Source organism: Streptomyces nanshensis (assembly GCF_001751255.1).
In the GTDB taxonomy this organism is placed as follows: domain Bacteria; phylum Actinomycetota; class Actinomycetes; order Streptomycetales; family Streptomycetaceae; genus Streptomyces; species Streptomyces nanshensis_A.
In genome coordinates, this window is sequence record NZ_LJGW01000235.1 from 1 (window position 1) to 23,269 (window position 23,269).

Annotated in this window: 23 protein-coding genes; 5 read left to right on the forward strand and 18 right to left on the reverse strand. The window is 71.5% G+C overall.

Annotated features, from left to right (window positions below; genetic code table 11):
• From AN218_RS13650 to AN218_RS13720, 15 genes are all read right to left on the reverse strand, one after another.
• On the reverse strand, positions 1 to 1,369 hold a 1,369-nt coding region (locus AN218_RS13650), incomplete at its 3' end, for a CoA-binding protein (protein WP_070017112.1).
• Positions 1,362 to 1,916, reverse strand: a complete 555-nt coding sequence (locus tag AN218_RS13655; protein WP_070017113.1) for a LeuD/DmdB family oxidoreductase small subunit — start codon at positions 1,914 to 1,916, stop codon at positions 1,362 to 1,364. The genes AN218_RS13655 and AN218_RS13650, both read right to left, overlap by 8 nt.
• Positions 1,903 to 3,198: a 3-isopropylmalate dehydratase large subunit gene (locus tag AN218_RS13660; protein WP_070017114.1), complete on the reverse strand. Its 1,296-nt coding sequence runs from the start codon at positions 3,196 to 3,198 to the stop codon at positions 1,903 to 1,905. The genes AN218_RS13655 and AN218_RS13660 overlap by 14 nt, the downstream gene beginning before the upstream one ends.
• Positions 3,195 to 4,322: an ABC transporter substrate-binding protein gene (locus tag AN218_RS13665; RefSeq protein WP_070017115.1), complete on the reverse strand. Its 1,128-nt coding sequence runs from the start codon at positions 4,320 to 4,322 to the stop codon at positions 3,195 to 3,197. Before AN218_RS13665 ends, AN218_RS13660 begins: the two co-directional genes overlap by 4 nt.
• A gap of 17 nt (positions 4,323 to 4,339) precedes the next feature.
• The gene (locus tag AN218_RS13670) at positions 4,340 to 5,287 is read right to left on the reverse strand and encodes an ABC transporter permease (RefSeq protein WP_079132141.1); all 948 of its coding nucleotides are present in this window, start codon (positions 5,285 to 5,287) and stop codon (positions 4,340 to 4,342) included.
• On the reverse strand, positions 5,274 to 6,212 hold the full coding sequence (locus AN218_RS13675) for an ABC transporter ATP-binding protein (protein ID WP_244900444.1): 939 nt from the start codon (positions 6,210 to 6,212) through the stop codon (positions 5,274 to 5,276). The genes AN218_RS13670 and AN218_RS13675 overlap by 14 nt, the downstream gene beginning before the upstream one ends.
• On the reverse strand, positions 6,196 to 7,875 hold the full coding sequence (locus AN218_RS13680; RefSeq protein WP_079132142.1) for a thiamine pyrophosphate-dependent enzyme: 1,680 nt from the start codon (positions 7,873 to 7,875) through the stop codon (positions 6,196 to 6,198). The genes AN218_RS13675 and AN218_RS13680 overlap by 17 nt, the downstream gene beginning before the upstream one ends.
• On the reverse strand, positions 7,868 to 9,322 hold the full coding sequence (locus AN218_RS13685; RefSeq protein WP_216311761.1) for an NAD-dependent succinate-semialdehyde dehydrogenase: 1,455 nt from the start codon (positions 9,320 to 9,322) through the stop codon (positions 7,868 to 7,870). The genes AN218_RS13680 and AN218_RS13685 overlap by 8 nt, the downstream gene beginning before the upstream one ends.
• A complete protein-coding gene (locus tag AN218_RS13690; protein ID WP_141747571.1) occupies positions 9,319 to 10,218 on the reverse strand; it encodes a GntR family transcriptional regulator in 900 nt (299 codons plus the stop codon). Before AN218_RS13690 ends, AN218_RS13685 begins: the two co-directional genes overlap by 4 nt.
• 340 nt (positions 10,219 to 10,558) lie before the next feature.
• Positions 10,559 to 11,593, reverse strand: a complete 1,035-nt coding sequence (locus AN218_RS13695) for an ABC transporter substrate-binding protein (RefSeq protein ID WP_079132144.1) — start codon at positions 11,591 to 11,593, stop codon at positions 10,559 to 10,561.
• A complete protein-coding gene (locus AN218_RS13700; RefSeq protein ID WP_079132145.1) occupies positions 11,572 to 12,474 on the reverse strand; it encodes an ABC transporter ATP-binding protein in 903 nt (300 codons plus the stop codon). The genes AN218_RS13695 and AN218_RS13700 overlap by 22 nt, the downstream gene beginning before the upstream one ends.
• Positions 12,474 to 13,616 (reverse strand): FecCD family ABC transporter permease, encoded by a 1,143-nt coding sequence (locus tag AN218_RS13705; protein ID WP_070017117.1) that lies wholly within the window; start codon positions 13,614 to 13,616, stop codon positions 12,474 to 12,476. The genes AN218_RS13700 and AN218_RS13705 overlap by 1 nt, the downstream gene beginning before the upstream one ends.
• A complete protein-coding gene (locus AN218_RS13710) occupies positions 13,613 to 14,932 on the reverse strand; it encodes an MFS transporter (RefSeq protein ID WP_244900445.1) in 1,320 nt (439 codons plus the stop codon). The genes AN218_RS13705 and AN218_RS13710 overlap by 4 nt, the downstream gene beginning before the upstream one ends.
• Positions 14,929 to 15,780, reverse strand: coding sequence for a Rossmann-like domain-containing protein (locus AN218_RS13715; protein WP_070017118.1), 852 nt, complete (start codon positions 15,778 to 15,780; stop codon positions 14,929 to 14,931). The genes AN218_RS13710 and AN218_RS13715 overlap by 4 nt, the downstream gene beginning before the upstream one ends.
• 130 nt (positions 15,781 to 15,910) lie before the next feature.
• Entirely contained in the window at positions 15,911 to 16,918 is a 1,008-nt protein-coding gene (locus AN218_RS13720; protein ID WP_070017119.1) for a pyridoxal-phosphate dependent enzyme, read from the reverse strand.
• A gap of 663 nt (positions 16,919 to 17,581) precedes the next feature.
• Between AN218_RS13720 and AN218_RS13725 the strand changes: the two genes are divergently transcribed.
• Both AN218_RS13725 and AN218_RS13730 read left to right on the forward strand, forming a co-directional pair.
• Positions 17,582 to 18,529, forward strand: a complete 948-nt coding sequence (locus AN218_RS13725; protein WP_070017120.1) for a GHMP family kinase ATP-binding protein — start codon at positions 17,582 to 17,584, stop codon at positions 18,527 to 18,529.
• Between the two features lie 63 nt (positions 18,530 to 18,592).
• Positions 18,593 to 19,441: a TauD/TfdA family dioxygenase gene (locus AN218_RS13730; RefSeq protein WP_079132146.1), complete on the forward strand. Its 849-nt coding sequence runs from the start codon at positions 18,593 to 18,595 to the stop codon at positions 19,439 to 19,441.
• Between the two features lie 313 nt (positions 19,442 to 19,754).
• On the opposite strand, the gene AN218_RS13735 is transcribed toward AN218_RS13730, so the two are convergent.
• Complete coding sequence (locus AN218_RS13735; RefSeq protein ID WP_079132147.1) at positions 19,755 to 21,275, reverse strand: MFS transporter; 1,521 nt, start codon at positions 21,273 to 21,275, stop codon at positions 19,755 to 19,757.
• A 25-nt stretch (positions 21,276 to 21,300) separates the two neighbouring features.
• Here AN218_RS13735 and AN218_RS13740 point away from each other — a divergent pair, with 25 nt between their 5' ends.
• Together AN218_RS13740 and AN218_RS13745 are read left to right on the forward strand one after the other, a co-directional pair.
• Positions 21,301 to 21,738 (forward strand): MerR family transcriptional regulator, encoded by a 438-nt coding sequence (locus tag AN218_RS13740; protein ID WP_244900446.1) that lies wholly within the window; start codon positions 21,301 to 21,303, stop codon positions 21,736 to 21,738.
• Positions 21,739 to 22,062: 324 nt separating this feature from the next.
• Positions 22,063 to 22,362, forward strand: coding sequence for a hypothetical protein (locus AN218_RS13745; protein ID WP_070017122.1), 300 nt, complete (start codon positions 22,063 to 22,065; stop codon positions 22,360 to 22,362).
• Between the two features lie 121 nt (positions 22,363 to 22,483).
• Here the strand turns inward: AN218_RS13745 and rpsN are convergent, their stop codons facing one another.
• Positions 22,484 to 22,789, reverse strand: coding sequence for a 30S ribosomal protein S14 (gene rpsN, locus AN218_RS13750; protein ID WP_070017123.1), 306 nt, complete (start codon positions 22,787 to 22,789; stop codon positions 22,484 to 22,486).
• Positions 22,789 to 23,025, reverse strand: coding sequence for a 50S ribosomal protein L28 (rpmB, locus tag AN218_RS13755; protein ID WP_070017124.1), 237 nt, complete (start codon positions 23,023 to 23,025; stop codon positions 22,789 to 22,791). The genes rpsN and rpmB overlap by 1 nt, the downstream gene beginning before the upstream one ends.
• A 64-nt stretch (positions 23,026 to 23,089) precedes the next feature.
• Between rpmB and rpmG the strand changes: the two genes are divergently transcribed.
• Positions 23,090 to 23,254 (forward strand): 50S ribosomal protein L33, encoded by a 165-nt coding sequence (rpmG, locus tag AN218_RS13760; RefSeq protein ID WP_028434278.1) that lies wholly within the window; start codon positions 23,090 to 23,092, stop codon positions 23,252 to 23,254.
• Positions 23,255 to 23,269: the final 15 nt, after the last annotated feature.

A 23,269-nucleotide genomic window follows, 5' to 3' on the forward strand; every position in this document is an offset into this window, starting at 1 on the left:
CGGCCACCGCGGCCCGCCCCCGGCGCAGCAGTCCCACGCCGTGCAGCAGCCGCGCGGGGTCGCCGCACACCACAAGTCCCGCCTCGGCGGCGCGCGTTCGGACCTGGTCGCTCACGCCGTACCAGGCGAGCCCGAGCGACGCCCGCAGCCGCCCGGACGCGGCCGTGACCGTGGGCAGCAGGCCGTCGGCGAGGTACTCCATGCCGCCGAGGTAGAGCAGCAGCAGATCGACGTGCTCCTCCTCGTCGATGATGCCGAGCACCTTCTCCAGCAGCGCCGGGTCGTTGATGACCTGCGGTGTGAAGTCCAGCGGGTTGCGGACGGCCGCGAACGCAGGCAGTACGGCGGTCAGTTCGTCCCCGGCACGCGGGGAGAAGTCGACGAGGGGCACGCCCAGCCGCTCGGCCGCGTCGGAGAGATAGGCGGCGGCGCCCCCGGAGTTGCTGGCGACCGCCACGCCCTCGGCGGCGGTGCCCAGCGCGGCGGCCCGCGCGACGTCGAGCGCGTCGTCCATGGTGCGCAGGCGCACGGCGCCGTATCTGTCGAAGAGGGCGTCGAACGCGTCGTCGTCGCCGGAGATCTGGGCGGTGTGGGAGGCGACGGAGTCCCGGCCGCGCGCGGAGGCGCCCGCCTTGACGACGAACACCGGCTTGCCCGCGCGGCGGGCCGCCTCGAAGGCGTCGCCGAGACGGGCGCCGCCGACCGTGCCCTCCAGATAGCCGACGATCACCTCGGTCGCGTCGTCGTCCGCGAGGTGCTCGACGTAGTCGGCGAAGGTCAGGCCCGCCTCGTTGCCGGTGGCGATCACATGGGAGAACCGCACGCCCGCCCAGTGCGCCTCGGTGAGCAGGTTGAACGCGGTGCCGCCGCTCTGCGAGACCAACGCCACGTTCCCCGGGGGCAGTTCGGGCAGCGTCTCCAGCATGGTCGCGAACGTGCCGAACGTACGGGGCTCGATCGAGGCATAGCCGAGGCTGTTCGGGCCGACCAGCGCCACGTCGTGCGTACGGGCCGCCGCGGTCAGCCGGTCCTGCAACCGCCGCCCCTGCTCGCCGGTTTCGGCGAAGCCCCCGGCGAAGACCACGGCCGCGCCGGCGCCGTGGGCCGCGGCCCGCTCGAACGCGTCGGTGGCCGCCTCGGCCGGGACGCAGACGAGATAGAGGTCGATGCCGTGCGGCAGGGACTCGATGTCCGGGTGGCAGGGGACGCCCTGGACGGTGTCGTACTTCGGGTTCACCGGCCAGATCTCGCCCTCGTACCGCCGTTGCCGCAGGATCCGCAACGGGCGCCCGCCGATGCGCCGTTCGTTGTCCGAGGCGCCGACGATCGCGATGCTCCGCGGCCGCAGCAGCCGCTCCAGCTCAGGCACGTGCCTCACCCGCCAGATAGCGCTCCAGGTAGGGGACGAGCCCGCCGCTGTCGAGGACTTCGAGCATGGCGGGCGAGAACGGCTTGGTCGTCATCACTGCTCCACTGTCGATGTCGGTCACCCGGCCGGTGGCGAAGTCGACTTCGAGTTCGCCGCCCTCCTCGACGGCTGCCGTGATCCCCGGGCAGATCGCCACGGGGAAACCGGCGTTGAGCGAGCGGCGGACGAAGGCGGAGTCCGTGGACTCCACGACCGCCGCCGCGATGCCCGCGGCCCGCAGCGCCATGGGGGCGGGCGGATGGCTGGGGATGCCGAACCCCCGTCCCGCGACGACGATGTCGCCGGGCCGCACCCGCGAGGCGAAGTCCGGGACGAGCCCGGCGAAGCACCGCCGGGCCAGGTCGGCCGGGTCGTGGTCGTCCCCGAAGTTGCGCAGTTCGGAGAAGCGCACGATGCCGTCGTCGCCGCTGATCCAGTCGCCGAACTTCCAGACACGGCCGCGCCGTACGGCCGGTGAAGGGGCGGCGGAGGTGCTAGCCGAGGACATGGACGGCTCCCTCCGCCGGCAGGAGTTCCCGTGGATCGGTGATCCGCCCGGTGACGGCCGAGGCGGCCACGACGTACGGGCTCGCCAGATAGATCTCCGCCGTCCGGCTCCCGGCGCGCCCCGGGTAGTTCTCCTGGTTGGTGGAGACGGCGACGTCCCCGTCGCCCAGCGCCCCCAGATAGCCCCAGCAGGTCGTGCAGCCGGGGGAGAGGACGGTCGCACCGCGCTCGGTGAACAGCTCGACCAGTCCCTCGCGGGCCGCCTGGGCGTAGACGCCGGGGCTGCCGGGCGTGACGTACATGGTCACGCCCGGCGCGATGTCGTGGTCGCGCAGCACCTCCGCGGCCGCCCGCAGATCCTCGATGCGGTTGCTGGCGCACGAGCCCACCGTGGCCTGGGTGATGCGGCGCCCGCCGACCTCCGAGACCGGTACGACGCCGCTGTGCCGCGGCGGCACCGTGACGAACGGCTCCAGCGCGCCCAGGTCCCAGGTGCGCACCTCGTCGTAGGCGGCGTCCTCGTCGGCGGTGAACACCTCGTACGGACGGGACCCGGCCCGCTCGCGCACGTAGTCGAGGGCCACCTCGTCCACGTCCGCGACGGCCGTGTCGGCGCCCGCGTGGTACATCCCGGCCAGCAGCCCCTGACGGCTGTCGAGGCCGAGCCGCGCCAGCCCCGGGCCGCCGAACTCGACGCAGCGCTGCACCAGTCCGTCGCCGCCCGCGTACTCCCGGCAGATCGCCTGGACGAGGTCGCGTATCCACACGCCGCGCGGCAGCGTCCCCGTCAGCTCGAAGCGGACGCTCGCGGGCACCCGCACCCAGTTGGAGTCGCGCACCATCGAGACGAGGACCTCGGTGCTGATGGGCACGTTGAGCGCGCCGACCGCGCCGATGCTCGCGATGTTCGGCTCGTCCGAGAAGACGAGCAGCCCGGGGCGGGCGAAGCCGTGCTCGACCATGACGAGGTGCCGCAGGCCCGCGCGCCCGGCGTCGAAGAAGTTCGAGAAGCCGGTACGGCGGACGAACTCGCGGCTCTCACGGTTGCGGGCGACGTGCTCGGAGCCCAACGCGGCCTGGGGCGTGTGGTCCAGGACGGCGACGACCTTGTCGGGGTGGGCGATCTCCGGGACGCCCAGCCTCTCCAGGATCTTGATGTTCTTCCAGAAGTAGATGTCCTGCATGACCGTGTAGTCGGGGGTGACGGTCACGTAGTCCCCGGCGGCGACCGCGTCGGTGCCCGCCGCCCGCGCGATGATCTTCTGGGCGATCGTGAGGCTCATGGCGTCGCCCCCGACGCGGCGCTCTTCTTGATCTTCCCGGTGTCGAAGTCGTTGTACTTGCCGACGAATTCGTTCGTGTAGACGCTGCCGGGTTCGATGCCGTTCTCGATGAGCTTGTAGTCCTTGGCGTAGGTGATCCAGTGCTCGACGGCGGACTTCGGGTAGGCGCCCCACTTCTCGCGGGCGGGCGGGGTGCCGCCCTTCAGGGACTTCTCCCGTGCCTCGAACTGCCCGAGCGCCGCCTTCGTCGCGGCCTTCTCGCTGGAACCGACCTTGCTGTTGGGGTACTTGGCGAACATCATCCGCACGCCCGCCTCCGGGTTCGCGTCGGCGTAGACGGACGCCTTGGCCCAGGCCCGTCCGAAGCCGCCCGCCACGTCCGGGTTGTCCTTCAGCCAGCCCGCGGACGCGACGAGGCTGGAGGAGAAGAGGTCCTCGACGCCGTCGGGCTGGAAGAAGCGCAGCTTCTCGCCGCTGCCCGCCGTCATCGCGGCGAAGAGGGTGTCGTAGGTGATGAGGGCGTCGGCGCGGTGCCGCTTGAGGGCGTCCAGCGCCGGAGCGCCCGTGCCCACGGCCACGAACTTCACGTCGTCGTCCGGGTCCAGGCCCGCGTTGACGACGGCGGCCTTGGCGAGCTGCGCCGGTCCCGCGGAGAGGTCCTGTACGCCGACGGTCCTGCCCTTCAGATCGGCGGCCGAGCGGATCGTGCTGCCGGGCAGGACTCCGAACTGCGTGACGTTCTTCGTCGTCCAGTTGTAGGACATCTTGACGTCCTGGCCCTTGTCGGCGGCCTGCAGGACGACGTCGGGCGTCGAGGTCCCGATCTGCACCTTGCCCGAGGCGAGCGCCTGGACGACCCGTCCGCTCGTACCGAGGAAGACCGGCTTGACGGTGATGCCCTCGGCCTTGAAGTAGCCCTGGGCCTGTGCGATGGCGAGTTGGAGCATGTTGCCGCCGGGCGCGGGCGCGGAGACCCCGAAGGTGACCGTCTTTCCGTCGCCGCCCGCCGCCGTGGAGCTCCCGGCGCCGCCGTCGCCGCACGCGGGGAGGACGGAGAGCAGGAGGCAGGTCAGGACCGCCGATATGACCCGGAAACGGGTCCCCGAAGTTCTTGGAGTGCTCACGATCCTGTCCTTTCTGTTCACCAGAAGACCAGCCACTTGCGGAGCTGTACGACGATCTGGTTGAGCACGACGCCCATGGCCGCGAGGACGATGAGCGTCGCGAACACACCGGCCGTGTCGTAGTTGGTCTGTTGCTGTTGGAGGAGCACCCCGAGACCGTCCTGCGAGGAGACGAACTCGCCGAGGATCGCGCCGAGCAGCGCGAGCACGGTGGCGACCTCGAAGCCCGCCAGCACCGAGGGCAGCGCGGACGGCAGCAGCAGCTTCGTCCAGGTCTGGCGGCGGGAGGCGGAGAGCGAACGGAAGAGCTGCGCACGGTCCCGGTCGACCGACATCACGCCGCTCATCGTGTTGACCAGCAGCGGGAAGAAGGTCAGCGTCGCGGCGACCAGCACCTTCGGCGTCGTACCGAACCCGAACCAGATCACGAAGAGCGGTGCGAGCGCGATCTTGGGCAGCGACTGGAACGCCACCAGATACGGGTAGAACGTGGCGCGGACGACCGAGGACTCGCCGAGCAGCACGCCCGCGACGATCCCGGCGGCCGATCCGGCGAGCAGGCCCAGCAGGGTCTCCTTCAGCGTCACGAGGCCGTTGCTCCAGAGCTGGTCCAGCAGCGAACCCGAGCCGAACTGCGCCAGGACCTTCGACAGCGGCGGCAGGACGAAGTCCTTCACGCCCAGCAGCCCCGGCAGGAACTCCCACAGCGTGGCCACGACGACCAGCAGCAGCGCCGGCAGGCCCACGGTGCGCAGCGCGCGCCGTCCCGTGCCCGAACGGCGGGTCCCGGCAGGGGACTTGGCCGCGGCGGTGGCCCCTTTCGCCGTCGCGCCCGTCGTCGCTGTCGCTGTCGCTGTCGCCGTCTCCGCGGTCGTGTCCGGCCGCTGCCCGGTGTCCGGGACGGCCGCCGTGACCGGCCCGGCCTCCGCGCCCACGTCCCGGTCGCCCTGTTCAGAGAGCCGCATGGCTTCCCTCCCGGATGAAGTAGGAGCGGATCCGTCCGCACGCCGCCGCGAACTCGGGTGTCTGGATGACCGCGATGTCGCGCTCGCGCGGCAGGGGTACGTCGATGACGTCGAGCGTCCGGCCCGGCCGTGACGAGAGCACCACCACGCGCTGGGCGAGGAAGACGGCCTCGGGGATGTCGTGCGTGATGAGCAGGGTGGTCACACCGCTCGCGGACCAGATGCGCCGCATGTCGACGTTCATCTGCTCGCGGGTCATGGCGTCCAGCGCGCCGAACGGCTCGTCCAGCAGCAGCACGGCCGGGTCCGCCATCAACGCCCGGCAGATCGCGACCCGTTGCTGCATGCCGCCGGACAGCTCGTGCGGCCTGCGGTCGGCGAAGCCGTCGAGGCCCGCCCACGCGAGGAGTTCGTGAGCGCGTGCCCGGTCGCGGTCGTCCACACGGTGGTCGATCTCGCGCGGCAGGAGGCAGTTGCCGAGGACGGTCTTCCACGGCAGCAGCGTGGGCGCCTGGAACATCATCGACACGTCCCGCCGCGGCTTGCGCAGCGGTTCGCCCCCGACGGAGACCTCGCCGGTCGTGGGCTCGGCGAGCCCGGCGAACGTACGCAGCAGCGTCGTCTTGCCGCAGCCGCTGGGCCCGACGACGGCGACGAACTCACCGGGCGCGACGTCGAGGGAGAAGTCCTCCAGCGCGACGACGGGTTCCTTGCCGCGGGCGCCGAAGACCTGGGTGACGTTCCTGGCCGTCAGCCCCAGCGGCGTCGGCATCGAGAGCTGCGGAGAGCCGCCGCCGTCACCCCCGTCGCCGTGCTGCGGCTGCGGCTGCGGCTGTGGTACGGGACGCGCGGCCTCGGGGGCTGTGCCGGCGGAGGCGGCAGAGGCGGCGGATGCGGTGGCTGTGCGGTCAGTTCTGCGGAGCATGGCTTCCCTCCCTCACGAGCGGGCCGGGGTCGGGGAAGGTCCCGACGGGGACCGAGACGAGCGTGGGACGGTCGGCCGCGGCCGCGTCCTTGAGCATCCCGGTGAGCTGCTGCGGCGAGGCCGCCCTGGAGCTGTCGAGCCCGAAGATCCGGCCCAGGTCCGCGAAGTCCGGGTTGTGGAGGCGCGTGCCGAGCGTGCGGCCGTCGAACTGCTCGACCTGTGTGCGCAGCACGTTGCCGAACGCCCCGTCGTCGAAGACGACGAAGGTGACCGGCACGCGATGGGTGACGGCGGTCAGCAGCTCGGCCATGCCGTAGGCGAAGCCGCCGTCACCGGAGACGGACACGACGCGGACGTCGGGACGGGCGACCTGCGCGCCGACGGCCGTGGGAATGCCGTAGCCCAACGTGCCCTGGTAGCCCGGAGACAGGAAGGTCCGCGGCGCGTACACGGGGAAGGCGACCCGGGACAGATAGCTCACCTGCGTGAGTTCGCCGACGAGCACGTCCTCGTCCGCCATCCCGTCCCGGAGGGCGCCGACCCAGTCGGCCAACTCCCCGATCCCGGCGATCTGTTCGCCGCACCGGGTCCGTACGGCGGTCACGTCGCCCGGCGTCCACGCCGAGCGGCACCGGCCCAACTCCGCGGTGAGCGCGTCGAGTCCGAGGTGCGCGTCGCCGAGGAGGGCGACCGCGGGCTCGTGGGGTGTTCCCAGGTCCGCGGGGTCGGCGTTCAGCAGAACCGTTTCCGCGCCGGGTGCCAGCGGGGTGCCGTCCATCCGTACACCCCGGCTGCCCACGATCAGCACGACATCGGCCCGCGGCACGACGTCGCGGCCGCCGAGGCTGGTGAGCGTCCAGGGATGACGGTCGGAGAGCGCGCCGCGGCCGTTGGAGGTGGTGACCACCGGCGCCCGCAGCGTCGTCGCCAGTTCGCCGAGCGCCTCCGTCGCGCCGGCCGCGACCACGCCGCCGCCGCACAGCACGACCGGCCGCTCCGCCGAGGCCAGCAGCCGCGCGGCCTCCGCTACCGCGCCGGCGTCCGGCGCGACGCGTCGTACGTCTCCCGGTACGGGAAGCGGGAACGCACCGGCCGGCTGCTTGAGAAGGTCCTCGGGGACGGACACCGCGACGGGCTGCGGGCGTCCGTCGCGGGCTGCGGCGAGACCGTCGCGGACCGCCGCCGCCAGCCCGTCCGCGTCCCGTACCGGCAGGACGCGCTTGGTGACCGAGCGCAGCACCTCCTCCTGGTCGCGGATCTCGTGCAGCAGGCCCAGCCCGCCGTCGATGGCCCACGCGGGCAGGTTCGCCGCGAGGCACAGGACGGGGGAGGAGCAGGCGTACGCGGTGGCGAGACCGGTCATGGCGTTGAGCACGCCCGGACCCGGTACGACGGCGAAGACGCCGGTGCCGCCGCCCGCGCGGGCGTAGCCGTCGGCCATGTGCGCCGCGCCCTGCTCGTGGCGGCACGAGAGGTAGCGCAGGCTTCCGGCGCGGCGGGCGAACGCGTCGACGGCGTAGTCGAGTTGGACTCCGGGCACCCCGAAGACGGTCGAGACGCCGCCGGCGACGAGCTGGTCGGCGACCGCGTCGGCGCCGATGCCGGCGGTGCCCTCGGGGACGGCGACGAGTGCCGGTCCCGTGCCGGGCGCGGAATCAGACATGGAGTGCCACCGCCTTGGTCTCGAGGAAGCCTTCGATGCCTTCCAGTCCGCCCTCGCGGCCGAGGCCGCTGTTCTTCATGCCGCCGAACGGCAGCTCGGGGGCGAGCGGGAAGGGGTCGTTGACACCGATGACGCCGAACCGCAGCCGCTCGGCCATGCGCCACATCCGGGCGGCGTCCGTGCCGTACAGATAGGCGGCGAGGCCGTAGTCGGTCGCGTTGGCCCGGGCGAGCACGTCCTGCTCGTCGGTGAAGGAGAAGACGGGCAGCACCGGGCCGAATATCTCCTCCCGGGCCAGCAGCGCCGATTCGGCGACGCCGGTGAGCACCGTGGGCGCGTAGAACCAGCCGCGGCCGAGTGCGCCGTCCGTCAGCCGCGTCCCGCCGGTCAGGGCGCGGGCGCCGTGCCCGAGCGCGTCGGCGACCTGTGCCTCGACCTTGCGCAGCGCCGGTTCGTCGATGAGCGGCCCGACCTCGACGCCGTCCTCGGTGCCCGGGCCCACGCGCAGCCCGGCGACCGCGTCGAGAAGCGCCGCGCAGAACCGGTCGTGGAGTGAGTCATGCACGTAGAGCCGGTTGGTGGCGATGCAACTCTGGCCGCAGTTGCGGAACTTGGACGCCAGCACGCCCGCGACGGCCGCCTCCACGTCGGCGTCCTCCAGCACGATCGCCGGTGCGTGGCCGCCGAGTTCGAGGGCGACGCGCTTGAGCAGCCCGTCGCCGCGGCGCAGCAGGGTGAGCCCCACCTCGGTGGATCCGGTGAAGCTGAGCTTCGCGACCCTGGGGTCCGCCAGCAGCGTGCGCACCAGCGAGTCGGGCCGTGCCGTCGTCAGCAGGTTGAGTACGCCCTCGGGGCAGCCCGCGGTCGCGAAACGCTCCACCAGGGCGCGGGCGATGAGCGGCGTCTGCTCCGCCGGTTTCGCCACCGCCGTACAGCCCGCGGCCAGTGCGAGCGCGACCTTGCGCAGGAACATGCTCGCCGGGAAGTTCCAGGGAGAGACGGCCACGGTGATACCGACGGGCTGCTTGAGCACCATGCCGCGGCGGCCGCCGCCGAGGGAGACGAGCCGTCCGTCGGTGCGGCGGCCCTCCTCGGCCGCCCACTCGACGGCCGCGGCGCCGCTGAGCAGTTCGCCGCGTGCCTCGCCGAGGGGCTTGCCGCTCTCGCGGCAGAGCAGCAGGGCGAGTTCGTCGCTGTCGGTACGGATGGCGGTCGCGGCGGCGCGCAGGATCGCCGAGCGCCGCTCGGGCGCCAGGGCGCTCCAGCCCTCCGCCGCCTCCGCCGCCGCGTCGACGGCGGCCGACGCGTCGTCCGTACCGGCGTCGTCGGCGACGCCGACGGTCTCGCCCGTCGCGGGACTGCGTATCTCGTAGCGTCTCTCCGCGTGCCGCCAGTCCCCGGCGACCAGCAGGGTCGCCTCGCTCGTGCTCACCGTCCCGGCGCTCACCCTGTCGTCTCCACTTCCGTCTCCGTTTCGGTTTCGGTTTCGGCTTCCGTCGCCGTCGGCGTCTCCGCCGCCGTGCTCGTCCCCGCGTCCGTCTCCGCGTCCGTCTCCGTGCCGGTACCGGCGTCCGCCGACTCCTTCGCCCTGCGGTTGCGGTGCAGTTCCTCGACGGTGCCGTCGAGCATCGCTATGCGTGCCTCGCGTGCCTTCGCCGTGTGGTGCTGGGCCAGTTCGCCCGCTCGCCGCCCGTCCCCGGCCTCGATCGCCTGGAGGATCAGTTCGTGCTCCTCGAGGGAGCCGGTCGCGCGGTCGGGCAGCGAGAAGGTGGATCCCGGGTAGCGGTGGTGGGTGTCGTGGGCCTTGCGCAGCATCTCCAGCAGGAACGCGTTGCGTGACGCCACGCAGACCGCGTCGTGGAACTCGAAGTTGAGCCGCGCCATCAGCGCGGTGTCGCCGTCGTCCAGCGCCCACTTCATCTCCCGGTGCAGCCGCCGCAGCCGGATCATGTCCGTGGTGGAGGCGTTCTCGGCGGCCAGGCGTGCCGCGAGGCCGTTGAGCGCCTCCCGTACGGCGTAGACGTCGACGACCTCCTCCGGGCTGACGGTCGCGACCACCAGGCGGCGCCCGGCCGTCCGTTCCACGAAGCGCTCGGTCTCCAGCCGCAGCAGCGCCTCGCGGATGGGAGTACGGCTGATCCCCAGCGACTCGGCGATGGCCGGCTCTCCCAGGTGCTCGCCCGGCTTGATCGTGCCCGCCGCGATGACGTCGCGAAGTGCCAGGTAGACGGCCTCACTTGCGTTCGCGCTGCTGCGGTGGGACTTCCAGAGCTCAGCGAGCGAGGACCCCGCGCGAGCGCGGTCGGTCCCCGGACCGCTCTGTCCGTTCGTCGGTGTAGCCAACGTCACATACCTCCTGTCGACGGGAATATACAGTTGTACGCACGGGGGTCAAGACGCTCGACAAAAGCCGGTTCGGGCCGTTCGGCCTGCGGCGACGACCGCACGGCCAACTGGGCCGCGGGGCAGGGGAGATGGGGCGCCCCGGAGGCGGAGAAATAGCGCGGGCCCGTCCCGTGGGTTCCGGCCGCACGACGGCTCGGCGGCTGCCGCGCGACGGCGGCGGCCGTGAGGACCGGCTCGGGCCGGGAGTCCGGACACAGCGAACGGCCGCGCCTCCGGGGGTCGGAGACGCGGCCGTACGGGAGCCTTCCGTGCTACGGCGCCGGAAGCGGGCCGGACGTCAGCGCTTCAGCTTCCGCAGGTACTTGCCGAACTTCTCCAGGCCGTCGACGTTGCGCGGGCCGCTGATGCCCTCGTTGTAGTCGAGGATGAAGAAGTTGTCCTTCTTCACGGCGGGCAACTCCCGTGTCCGCGGCGACTTCTTGAGGAAGTCGATCTTCTTCTCGGCGGGCTTGTCCCCGTAGTCGAGGATGATGACGACCTCGGGCTCCGCCTTGGTGACGCTCTCCCAACCGACCTGCGTCCAGCGCTCGTTCAGGCCGGAGAAGATGTTCCTGCCGCCCGCCTTCTCGATGATGTCGTCGGGCGGCACCTGGTTCCCCGCGGTGAACGGCTGGTCCGTGCCCGAGTCGTAGAGGAAGACGGGCGGCGGGTCGCCCTTCGGCGCCTTCGACTCCACGGCCCGCTCCCGCTTCTTGAGACCGTCGACGACCTTCTCCGCCCTCTTCTCCACCCCGAAGATCTTCCCGAGCCGCTCCAGATCGGTGTGCAGAGCGTCGAACGGCGCCTTGCGCTCGGGGAATTTCGGGTAGTTGTAACAGCTCTCGGTGTGCAGGAAGCTCTGGATGCGGAGCTTGTCGAGGATCTTCGGCGTGATGCCGCGCTGATCGCTGAAGCCCGAGTTCCAGCCGGCCACCACGAAGTCGGCCTTGGCGTCGACGACGAGTTCCTTGTTGAGGAGGTCGTCGCTGAGCTTCTTCACCCGGGCGTAGTCGGACGCCCACGGCGACTCACTCACGGGCGGGTTGGCCGGCGGCATCACATAGCCGTACACATGGTCGGCCAGTCCCAGGCTGAAGAGCTTGTCGGCGCTTCCGCCCTCGTAGGCGACCGCCCGCTTCGGCGTGGTGTATTCGACCGGCTCGCCGCATCTCTTGACGGTGACCTTCCGCGACTCCTTCCCGTCGGTCTCGACGTCGGCTTCGCATCCGCTCAGCAACAGCGCGGCGGCCGCGGCCGATCCGACGGCGGCGCGCCGACGGGCGCGGTTCAGCGGGCTGTCGAGCGGCCGGTTCAGCAGCCGGTTGAGGTGCATGACGTGTCACTTCCGTTCGGTACGGGGTCTGAGGGACGCGGCGAGGGATCCGGCGACGGATCCGGTGCGGTGCCGGGGGCGGACTCGGGTGCGGTGCCGGGCGGGGCGGGCGGGGCAGGGGTGAGCGAGTACAGGACCTGGGGGTCGCCGGTCAGCGGGTGGCTGACGACGGTGGCCCGTACGCCGAAGACGTCGTACAGCAGCTCGGGCGTCAGAACGTCCCGGGGCGTTCCGGCGGCGACCAGCCGCCCGTCGCACAGCACGCCGAGCCGGTCGCAGGCCGCGGCGGCCAGATTCAGGTCGTGCAGTACGACGAGGGTCGTCAGGCCCGTGCCGCGCAACAGCGAGAGCAGCTCGACCTGGTGGCGTACGTCGAGGTGGTTGGTCGGCTCGTCGAGCACGAGGATCTCCGGCTCCTGCACCAACGCACGGGCCACGAGCACCCGTTGACGCTCGCCGCCGGAGAGCGTCAGGACGCCGCGGCGTGCCAGGTGCGCGATGTCGAGCCGCTCCATGGCCCGTTCGCACAGCTCCCGCTCCGCGGCGCCGAGCGGCCGGTTGCCCCTGCCGTGCGGCGTACGGCCCAGGGCGACGACCTCCTCCACGGTGAAGTCGAGGTCGATCTCGCCGTCCTGGGTGAGGGCGGCCACAAGCCGTGCGCTCTGCCGCATGCCCAGCCGCGGCAGCTCACGCTCACCGATCCGTACCGTCCCCGAACTGGGGCGCAGCGCCCGGTAGATGCACTTGAGCGCGGTGGACTTGCCGCTGCCGTTGGGGCCGACGAGGCCGGTGCACCGGCCGTCCGGCACGCTCAGCGAGAGGTCGCGCAGCAGGCTTCTGCCGTCGGTGACGACCGAGAGCCCGTCGAGGGTCAGATCCATCAGCGGCCCCCGAACATGTAGGCCCTGCGGCGCATCAGCGTGACGAACACCGGGACGCCGACGAGGGCGGTGATCACGCCGAGCGGCAGCTCACGCGGGGCGACGAGCGTGCGCGCGACGAGATCCACCCACACCATGAAGACCGCCCCGGCGAGCGGCGCGACCGCGAGGACGCGGGCGTGCACGGCCCCGACGACCATGCGCACCAGGTGCGGCATGACCAGCCCGACGAAGCTGATGGCGCCGCTCACGGCGACCATCGCGCCGGTGACGAGCGAGATGAGGACCAGCAGCCCCCTGCGGTACCGGTCGGGGGAGACGCCCAGGCTCGCCGCGGTCTCGTCGCCGAGCGCCATCACGTCCAGGGCGCGGCTGTGACGGCTCAGCACGGCGATGCCGAGCAGCACCGCCACGGCCACGACGGGCAGCGCCGCCCAACTCGCGGCGCCGAAGCTGCCCATCGTCCAGTACAGGACGGTGCTGGTGGCCTCGCTGCCGGGGATCAGATAGACGATGACGCTCATGACGGCCTGGAAGCCGAGCGCCATGGCGACCCCGGTCAGGATGAGGCGCAGCGGGGAGAGCGCCGTACGGGCCGCCGCCGCGGCGTAGACGAGGGCGGAGGCCGCCAGCGCCCCCAGAAAGGCGCCGGCGGACGTGGCGTGGATACCGAACCCCGCCAGACCTCCGGTGACGGTGACGCCGACCGCGCCGACGGACGCCCCGGACGAGACACCCAGTACGTACGGGTCGGCCAGCGCGTTGCGCACCATGGCCTGGATGGCGACGCCCATGGTGCTCAGTCCCGCACCGACCAGCGCGGCGAGCAGCACCCGCGGAGCGCGGATCTCCCAGACGACCTGGTACGTGGTCGCCTCGCTCGCGCGGATCTCCCCGCCCGAGAGGGCCGCCCACAGATAGCGGGCGGTCCCGGCGGGGGCGATGACGGACGGTCCGAGCCCGATCGCCACGACGACGGAGACCAGGAGCAGGGCGGCCAGCGCGAGACATACGAGCGTCAACCCCCGGCGCGGGGCGGGCCGTTGGGCGTCCCGGCCCGCGCCGCCCGCCGTACCCTCGTCGCCGCTCGCGGACGTCACGGGCGTCTCGGGCGTCTCGGACGCCACCGGTGAGCCCTTCATACGGCGTCCGGCGTGCCGGCCTCGGACGAGCCGTCGCCCTCCCCGCCGTCCGTACCGCCGCTGCGGCGGGAGACCAGGAACGCCGCTCCCAGCGCGACCGCCGTCAGCGTGCCGAAGACCAGCGCCACCCCCGGATAGCCGCCGAGGCCGAGGCCGACGCCGCCGAGCGCCGCGCCCACGAAGACGCCCAGGCTCATCCCCGCGGCGTTGATGCTCAGCGCGGATCCGCGCAGCGTTCCGCAGCGCCTCACCAGCAGGCTCACCGCGCACGCGGCGACGACCGCATGGCTCGCGGCGTGCAGCGAGGTGAGGACGAGCGCCAGCGGCAGCCAGTGCGTGAAGTAGAAGCCGACGACGGACGCCAGCGCGGCGAGGAGCCCGAGGACGAGCAAGTGCTCGGTACGCACGCCGGGTCGGGCGGAGTTCGTCAGCCGCCCCGTGCAGAGGTTGCTGACGAAGAACGACGCGCCGCTGAGCGTCCAGACCAACGAGAAGAGCCCGGGGTCGAGGTGGAAGCGGCTGTCGTAGTACGCGGCCAGATACGCCAGGTATCCCATGAACACGGCCGTACGCAGCAGGGAGATCAGCAGCAGCGGCACCACGCCCCGCATCGCGGCGAGCGCCTTGAAGGAGGCCAGATAGCTCAACTTCCCGCCGCCGTCGGCCTCTTCGTCCGCCGCCGTACCGGACGGGGCGCGCCGCGCGAGCAGCACCACCGCCAGCAGCAGCGAGACCGCCGAGACCGCGAGGAGGTCGCCCTCCCAGCCCCAGAGGACCGCGGGCAGCGCGATCACGGGCGCCGCCAGCATCGCCGTCATCGACTGGGTCGCGGTGACGAGCGTCGCCGCGCGGCTGGCCGCCTTCCCGGTGCCGAACCGGTCGGCCGCCGCCGCCGTCAGCGCCGGGTTGAGCACGGCCGTCCCGGCGCCGACGAGCAGACAGAACGCCACCAGCAGCAGATATTCGCCGCTCGCTCCGAGCGCGGTCGAGACGGCCAGCACCCCGAGGCCGCCGGCCGCGGCCCACTCCCGGGGGACGCGGTCGATCAGCGGCGCCAGTGCGGTGCCCACCAACAGGGCCGCGAGACCGCCGAGTCCACGGAGTCCGCCCATCGCCGCGACGCTGCTGCCGGACTCGTCCGCGATCGGCACCAGATACGTACTGAAGACGGTGAACGGCAGCAGCCCGACGGCCGAGGCCAGCAGCAGGGGCCACAGCCTGCGCGTCATCGTCAGATCGCCCGGCAGCGCGTCCGCCGCACGCTCCTCACCCATCGTCCGCGTCGCCTTCTGCGACGTCCCGGCCCCGGTGCTCACGAGACCTCCCGCGCGGTCGCGGCCCGATCGGTCCGGTCGGCCCGGTAGCGGTACAGGACGGTCGCGTCCGCGCTGAACTGCGAGAACGGAAAGCCCTCGGCGGACAGCGCGGTGACGCCGCTCGCGAGGAACGCGCGCACGACCGAACTGCCGGTCTGCGCATAGACGATGAGCGGTACGCCGTGCTGCCGGCAGTGTTCGAGGATCAGGTCGAACGTGCCGTTGCCGAGCGTCATTCCGGTGGCCACCACGGCGTCGGCCTGCCCCAGGACGTCGGTCATGTCGTCCGAGACCGGCTCTCCCCACTGGGTGGTCCGCAGATTCAGATCGCAGGGCAGACAGACTCCGCCCCGGTCGCGTATCGCTTCGATCAGCGGATTGACCACACCGATCAGGGCGACCCGGCTGCCCGGCTCGATGTCGAGCAGCCCGGCGACGGCGGTGTCCCGCGCCCTGGCCCGCTGCTCCGGAGTCCCGGTCGGCAGCGTGAACGGCTCGGCCTCCGGGGCCTTGCGGTGCGGACGGACGGAGGAGAGATAGGCGTCCAGCGCGGCGATGCGCACCGGCGCCGTCTCGCTGCGCAGCAGCGTCTCCAGGGGAAATCCGGAGGCGTTCTCGCACAACTCCGGGCTCAGTTCGCCCGCTTCGAAGGAACAGGCCCCGAAGCTCGCTCCGGCGCGCAGCAGAAGATAGTGGTTGTGGTAGGTGACCTCGCCGCCTGCCAGCCGCGTGGTGTGGTAAAGCCAGAAGGCGCTGGTGACGGTCACGCCTTTCGGATCGGGACCGTACGCGCCCTCCAGCACGCCCTCGGTCAACTCCGCGACGGTGCAGGGCCTGGGGTGTGACATTCTCGTTCTCTCGTCGCATTCTCTCGTCGGACTGCGGATGTGCTGCTGCTCTGCGAGCAGGGAGCCGGCCCTCTCGATCCGGCCGGGTTCTTCGTCGTTTCCTTCGTTGCTTTCTCGCGCGCTTTCCTCGTCAACTGCCGTGCCGCGACGCGGAGACGTCGGGCCACGAGGCGGTGGACCACGGGTGTCTCAATTCGTCGAGCGAGGTGATCTCGTGGGGGCTCAGGGCGTCGATGTCCTGGGCCCTGTGGTGCTGGGCGAAGGCGCTGTCGACATAGCGGTGACCGGTGTCCGCGGCGATGAACACATACGTCCGCGGGCCGCGTCTGCTGCGCTCCCACAACGTCGTGAGATATGCCGCACCGCTGGAGAGCCCCGCGAATATCCCGGTGCTGCGCAGCAGTTCGACGGAGCCGGACAGGGCGCATTCGAAGTTCACCCAGTGGATACGGTCGTAGAGCGCGTGCCGTACGTTCCGGAACGCGATGGCGCTGCCGATCCCCGCGATGATCATGTCCGGGTCCGAGACGTGTTCCGAGCCGAACGTCACGCTCCCGAAGGGCTGTACGCCCACGACGCTCACGTCCCGGCCGGCTTCCCGCAGATAGGTCGCGAGGGCGCCCGTGGACGCGCCGGAGCCGACACCGCCGACCAACGTCACCGCGCCCGCCGGGATTTCGCGGTCCAGGGAGCCGGCGACCCCGCGATAGCCGTAGTAGTGGATCTCGTCGTGGTACTGCCGCATCCAGTGGTACGACGGATTGTCCTTGAGGATCTCCGAGATCCGCCGTACGCGCAGTTCCTGGTCCAGCCGCAGATTCTGCGACGGTTCGACCTGTTCCAGCGTGACGCCGAGAATCTCCAACTGCACACGGAGCGTGCGGTCCACGGTCGTGGAACCGACGATGTGGCAGTGGAGCCCGTACCGGTGACACGCGAGCGCCAGCGCCTGCGCATAGATGCCGCTCGACGAGTCGATGAGGGTGTCGCCCGGCCGTACCGCCCCCGAGTCGAGCAGATGACGCACCGCTCCCAGCGCCGAATAGATCTTCATCGTCTCGAAGCGCAGACACACCAAGTCCGGCTGCACACGGACCAGATCGGGCTGCTTCATGGCTTCCGCTATGTGGGGATGCATTCCGGGCCCGTCAGACCGCTGCGTTCCGGAACGGCACGAAGGCGCCGTACGGCGTCCGCGCCCCGGTCCCGGCCGGATCCCCGTGGGACGGCGCTGTCGTCGTGCGGCTCTGCGCCCGCATTGCTCCTCCTGCTGGTTCGTCCTGTGGACCGGTCACGGCGGGCCGCGCCGCGCGGCGGGACGTCTCCCCGGAGCGGCGAACTCACGGCAGCCGACGGCACGTCGGCGGACGTCGCCGCCGATCGCACCCCGCCGACGACGTGGGAAGACGCGAGCAGCCCGGCGGCTGCCGTGCCCCACGGAGCATCGAGTAAATGGAAATGATTGTCAAGAGCGCATCAGTGCCCGTCGGTGTCTTTACGGGGGCTTCGCGGCGCCTCCGCGGGAACCGCGTGGAGCGGTGTGACCTGACAGACCCCCTGGTCAACTCGCGTGATCCATGGCATCGGTTAGGCTACAAACGACAATGAGTTTCATCTGACTCCCCGTCGGTACAGCGCACGGATCCCGGCTCGACGCCGTCCCGGAGCCGGGACACCGGGCGCGGCTCTTCCCCGTACAGGCGCCTCGCACGGGTACGCGCGCATCGCCGTGCCCGGCCAAGAGCGCGCCGTCGTACGGGACTCGGGCCGCACGGCGGCGAAGGATTGAGGAGAACGACACGTGCAAGCGCCCCGCGATGTGACACCGGTGCAGGGGACGACGGGAGTGGGAACGGCCTTCGGCACGTTCGGCGAACTGCTCCAGGGCGCACTGCCGGAGGAGGGCGGCGACTTCCTGGTCACGCTGCCCGTCGCCCGGTGGAGCATGGCCACGTTCCGGCACGACCCCGGAGCCGGACGGATCACCGTGCGGCCCGCACACAAGACGAAGGCCCTCCGGCTCGCCCGGACGATCGCCGAGGAGACGCCGGGCCCGGCCGGGGGAGCGCTGACCGTCAGCAGCGTCATCCCCGAGGGCAAGGGCCTGGCCAGCTCCTCGGCGGACCTCGTCGCGACGGCACGTGCCGTGGCGAACGCCCTGAACGTGCCGATGCCGCCCGCCCGTATCGAACGGCTGCTGGCCCCCATCGAGCCGACCGACGGCGTGCTCTACCCGGCGATCGTCGCCTTCCACCACCGCGCCGTACGGCTCCGGGCGGTCCTCGGATCCCTCCCGGCGATGACGGTGGTGGGCGTCGACGAGGGCGGCGCCGTGGACACCGTCGACTTCAACCGCGTCCCCAAGTCCTACTCCACGGCGGAGGGTTGGGAATATGCACGGCTGCTGGGCCGGCTCACCTCCGCCATACCGCGGCACGACCTGGCGGAGGTGGGGCGGGTCGCGACACGGAGCGCCCTGATGAACCAGTCGCTGCGGTACAAGCGGTCGCTGGAACCGATGCTGGAGATCTGCCGGGACGTCGGCGGCCTCGGCGTGGCCGTCGGGCACAGCGGTACGACGCTCGGGGTGCTCCTCGACTCCAGGGACCCCTCCTGTACGCGCAGGGCCACGGCGGCCTCCCGCGCGTGCGCCGATCTGGCCGGCAACGTCGCCGTGTACCGGACGCTCAGCTTCCCCGGGGTGCCGGCCCGGCCGGTCGCGCCCGACACGTCCCTGCTTCCGGCGTAGGGCGGCGGCGTTCGCGAACTCCCCTCCGACGCGGGGGAGTCGAGTGAAAGGAGACGAGAGACGATGCGAGAGACGTCCGCCGGGCGGGCCGGCGCGGGAGTCGTCCCGGAGCGGCTGGAGACGCAGGACCTGGAGACGCAGAACCTGGAGACGCAGGACCTGGAGACGCAGGACCTGGAGACGCAGGACCTGGAGACGCAGGACACAGACGGGATCGCGCACAGCCTCGCGCGGGACGGCGCCGTGGTGCTCACCGGCGGGGAGCCGTCGCCGCGGGCGCTGACCGTCGCGGCCGCCCTCGCGCTGGGCGAACGGCTGCGCCGGCTCTTCCCGCAGCGCATGCGGTCCTCGTCCGACGGGTCGCCCGTACACCTGCACGCGGACAGCTTCGACGTCGTGGTGGACGTCGCCGGGGTCCCCGTCAGGCGGCGCCACCCCGACGAGGACTACGCCCTCGTGCAGTTGACGCGGAGCCCCTCGTCCGGGGGAGAGTCCTTCGTGGCCGACGCGTACCGCTTCGTGGACGCCCTGCGGACCGAAGACCCGGAGCTGTGGGAGTTCCTGACGCAGGCCGACGTCGACTTCTACGGGGCCTGGGCCGGGCTGCGCGGTCTGCCCTCGACTCCCCGTGCGGGCAGGCATGTCGAGTACACCCGTACGGGGCGGCGCATCGTCCGCCGCACCGACGGCGCGGTGCCCCTGCACCGGGACCCGGATGCGGAACACATCGAGGCAATGCTGCGCCGCTTCGGGCAGGCGGTACGCGAACTGGAGGGCACGCTGCCCCGGTTCGCGCTGGAGGAGGGGGACGTCCTGCTCGTCGACAACTACCGCTGCTGGCACGGCAGGGACGCACACGAGGGCGAGCGCACGACGCGCATCCTCACGGTGCTCACCGCCGACGCGCGCTGAACCGTGCGCTGAACCGCGGCCGCTTCGCGGGCGGTTCACACGGGTTCGCGGGCGGCTCGCAAGGGGTGTGCCGCCCGATGTGGCATATCTCCCCATTGCTCATGGGATCCATTTTCATATAGCGTCGGGGTGCCGTTCGTACATCACGGAGGTCCCATGGCCGCCCCGCACGCGCACCGCTCCGCCCCGGGCGTCCAACCGCCGCGGCGGACACGGCACATGACGTACCGCCGGTGAAGTCGCCGGGCTGGGCAGCGGCCGTGGGGGCCCCTCCTGCCCAGCCCGGTCCCGGGGCATCGCGGGACGAGGTGCGTCACTCCGTTCCGGCGCCGTCGCGGGTCGGCGAAGTCGTGCGGCGTGGAGTGGCCGCCGCCGTACCGGACTTGGGGTCGAGCTCGCTGAACAGCGCCCTGGTGCGGGCCGCCGTGGACTCGGCCCACGTACCGGTGCTGAGCAGCGCCAGGAGCACCAGGCCGGCCCCGACGCCGGACACCATCCACCACACGATCTGGGCCGCCTCCAGGAAGGCGGGTCCTCCGCGGGGCAGCGCGGGCCCGACGACGACGCCGGCGATCGCGACGCCCAGGGTGGTCCCGGTCTGCCGGCCCGCGGAGGCCAGCGACCCCGCCACCCCGGCCATCGACCGCGGCATGCCGGAGACCGCCGTGTCCGTGACGGGAGGATTGACCATGCCCAGGAATATCCCGATCAGAACGTAGACCGGGAGCACGAAGTGCAGCGGAGTCCGGGGAGTGAGCCAGAGCGATGCGACCCCGGCCGCTGTGAGGGCGGCACCCGCCGTGAGCAGCGGAGTCCGTGGCCCGCCCGCACCGACGAGCCGCCCCGACACCGGCGAGAGCACCAGCACCAGCGCGCCGATCGGGACCAGGCACAGGCCCGCCGTCGAGGCCGGCATCCCACGTACGTTCTGCAGATACAGGGTGGTCACGAACAAGAACGCCTGGAAGCCGCACAGCGCGAACAGCGCCATCAGGATCGCCGCGCTGAACGGCACGCTGCGGAACAGCCGCAGCTCCAAGAGCGGGTCCGCGCAGCGCGGTTCATACAGCACGATCCCGGCAGCGCTGACGAGAGCCGTGGCGACGAGGGCCAGGATGAGGGCGGAGTCCCAGCCCAGCGACCTGGATTCGATCACCGCGTAGACGACGCAGCCCAGTAAGAGCACCACCAGCACCTGTCCGACGGGGTCGAATCTGCGGGCACGCGCGGCGCGCGACTCGGGAATGAACAGCGCCGAGCACACGGCGGCTGCGATCACGATCGGAACGTTGACGAGGAACACGGCGCGCCAGCCCACCGAGTCGACCAGCAGCCCGCCGATGACCGGCCCCAGTGCCAGCGACAGCCCGGTCATGGAGCCGAATACGCCGATGGCCCGTGCTCGCTCGGCGGGCTCGGTGAAGGTGTTGGCGACGATCGCCATCGCGACCGGATTGAGCATCGTGCCGCCGACCGCCTGGAGCGCCCGCGCAGCGATCAACCACCCGATGCCCGGTGCGAGCCCGCAGCCCAGCGACCCGAGCCCGAAGACGACGAGCCCGAGCACGAACACCCGTCGGCGTCCGAAGCGGTCGGCCGTCGATCCGGCCACGACGAGGAAGGCGGCCAGCACCAGCGTGTAGGCGTCGACCGTCCATTGCAGACCTGCGGCAGAAGCGTCCAGGTCGTCTCGGACGGCGGGCAGTGCGACGTTGACGACGGAGATGTCCATCACGACGACGATCACGCCGGCGCAGCAGATCGCGAGCACCAGCAGCTGGCGGCGACGGTCGGCGTCCCTCGTCGCTGCTGAGAATCGATGGGCGGGAGTCATGCCGGTCGACGCTAGGATTTCGAGCGTGCTCGAAGTCAATCACGAGGCGGGCGACGAGATTCCCGAGGCGGGACTGAGCATCGCCGAAGCCGCCCGGCGTACCGGCGTCAGCGCCCATACGCTGCGGTATTACGAGCGTGCCGGGCTCGTCGTCACACCCGTGGATCGCACTCACGGCGGCCGCAGGAGATACCACAGGCTCGACCTCGAGTGGATCACCGTCTGCACCAGATTGCGGGCCACGGGGATGCCGATCAGAGGAATCCGCCGGTACGCCGAGCTTGTGACCGCCGGAAAGGGCAACGAGAACGATCGCCTGGATCTGCTCACATCACATCGCGACCAGGTCGTCGCGCAGATCGCGGAACTTCAGGACAGCCTGCGGATGATCACTCACAAGATCGACGTCTATCGCGACCGGCTCGCGGCCGGAGACGCCGACCGACTCTGGGCGCCCCGCTGACAGTTGAGCTCGCGGGGCCGTCGTCCGCCCATTCGGAAAGGGACACCGCGGTCGCCCGTCGCCATCGGGGACGGCTGAGGAGAAGCCGTCGAGATAGTGCGTCCGAGGATTTCCGGTAAAGCGCCGCGAGCAGGTCCGTACGCCATCCCCTGCGCGCTCTCCGCTCCTCACCGGCGGATTCTCAACACGTCCGCCCTTCGTTGTCTCCCGGTGGTCCGCGTGACACGCTTCACGAATATCCCCCCGGAATTCCCCGGTATCCATCGGTCTGTTCGGACCGGCTTTCGTTGTCGATGCCGGGGTGAACGACTGGAGTTGAGCAGCGTGACAACGACGGAGCACAGAATTCACGACGGGCACAGCCATCTGCACGGCGAAGGGTGCGGGCACGTGGCCGTCCCGCACGACGACCACGTGGACTACTCGCACGACGGCCATCTGCACCGCCCGCACGGCGACCACACCGACGAGTGCGACCCGCAGGAGCACCGGGAGCACGCCGGTCACGAGCACACGCACGGCGACGGGTGCGGACACGTCGCCGTTCCGCACGGCGACCACGTGGACTACGTGCACGACGGACACCGGCACGCCGCACACGAGGGCCACTGGGACGACCACTGACCCTCAAGCGGGACCACCGGCCGAACCTCGGCGGCGCCCCCGGCTCGATGCCGGCGGCGCCGCCCTGTCGTAGGCCGGGCTCCGGATCAGGCGCGGCCGCCGCGCTCCTCCAACCGGCCGCTCACCAGGAGGACTTGGTCACCCCCGGCAGATATCCCTTGTGCGCGAGTTCGCGCATCCGCACCCGCGAGAGTCCGAACGCCCGCAGATGCCCGCGCGGGCGCCCGTCGACCGCGTCGCGGTTGCGTACGCGCGTCGCGCTGGCGTCGCGCGGCTGACGGCGCAGCTCGCGCAGGGCCGCCTCCCGTTCCGCCTCCGTCGAGGAGGGGCGGCGGAGGATCTCCTTCAACTCGGCCCGGCGGGCGGCGTACCGCTCCACCACGGCCTTCCGCTTCTCGTTCTTGGCGATCTTGCTCCGCTTCGCCATCAGACCTTCCCTCCCTTCGCGCGGATACGGGCCACGGCGGCCTCGATGCCGATGGCGTCGACCGTCCTGATGCCTTTCGTGCTGAGGACGAGCCGTACGTGCCGTCCCTCGCTCGGCAGCCAGTAGCGCTTGCGCTGGACGTTGGGGTCGAAGCGCCGGGAGGAGCGGCGGTGGGAGTGGGAGACGGTCTTGCCGAACCGGGGCTCGGCGCCGGTCAGTTGGCAGCGGGCGGACACGAGTGACCTGCCTCTCGTCGTCGGACGGTTTTGTTAATGGAAATCATTTCCATATACTACACACATGCCGAGGAACGACCTGCGCCCGATCGTCAAGCTCCGGTCCACCGCTGGGACCGGCTACACCTACGTGACCCGCAAGAACCGCCGTAACGACCCCGACCGACTGACCCTGCGCAAGTACGACCCCGTCGCCCGGCGGCACGTCGACTTCCGCGAAACCCGCTGACGCCTCGCAAAGGAC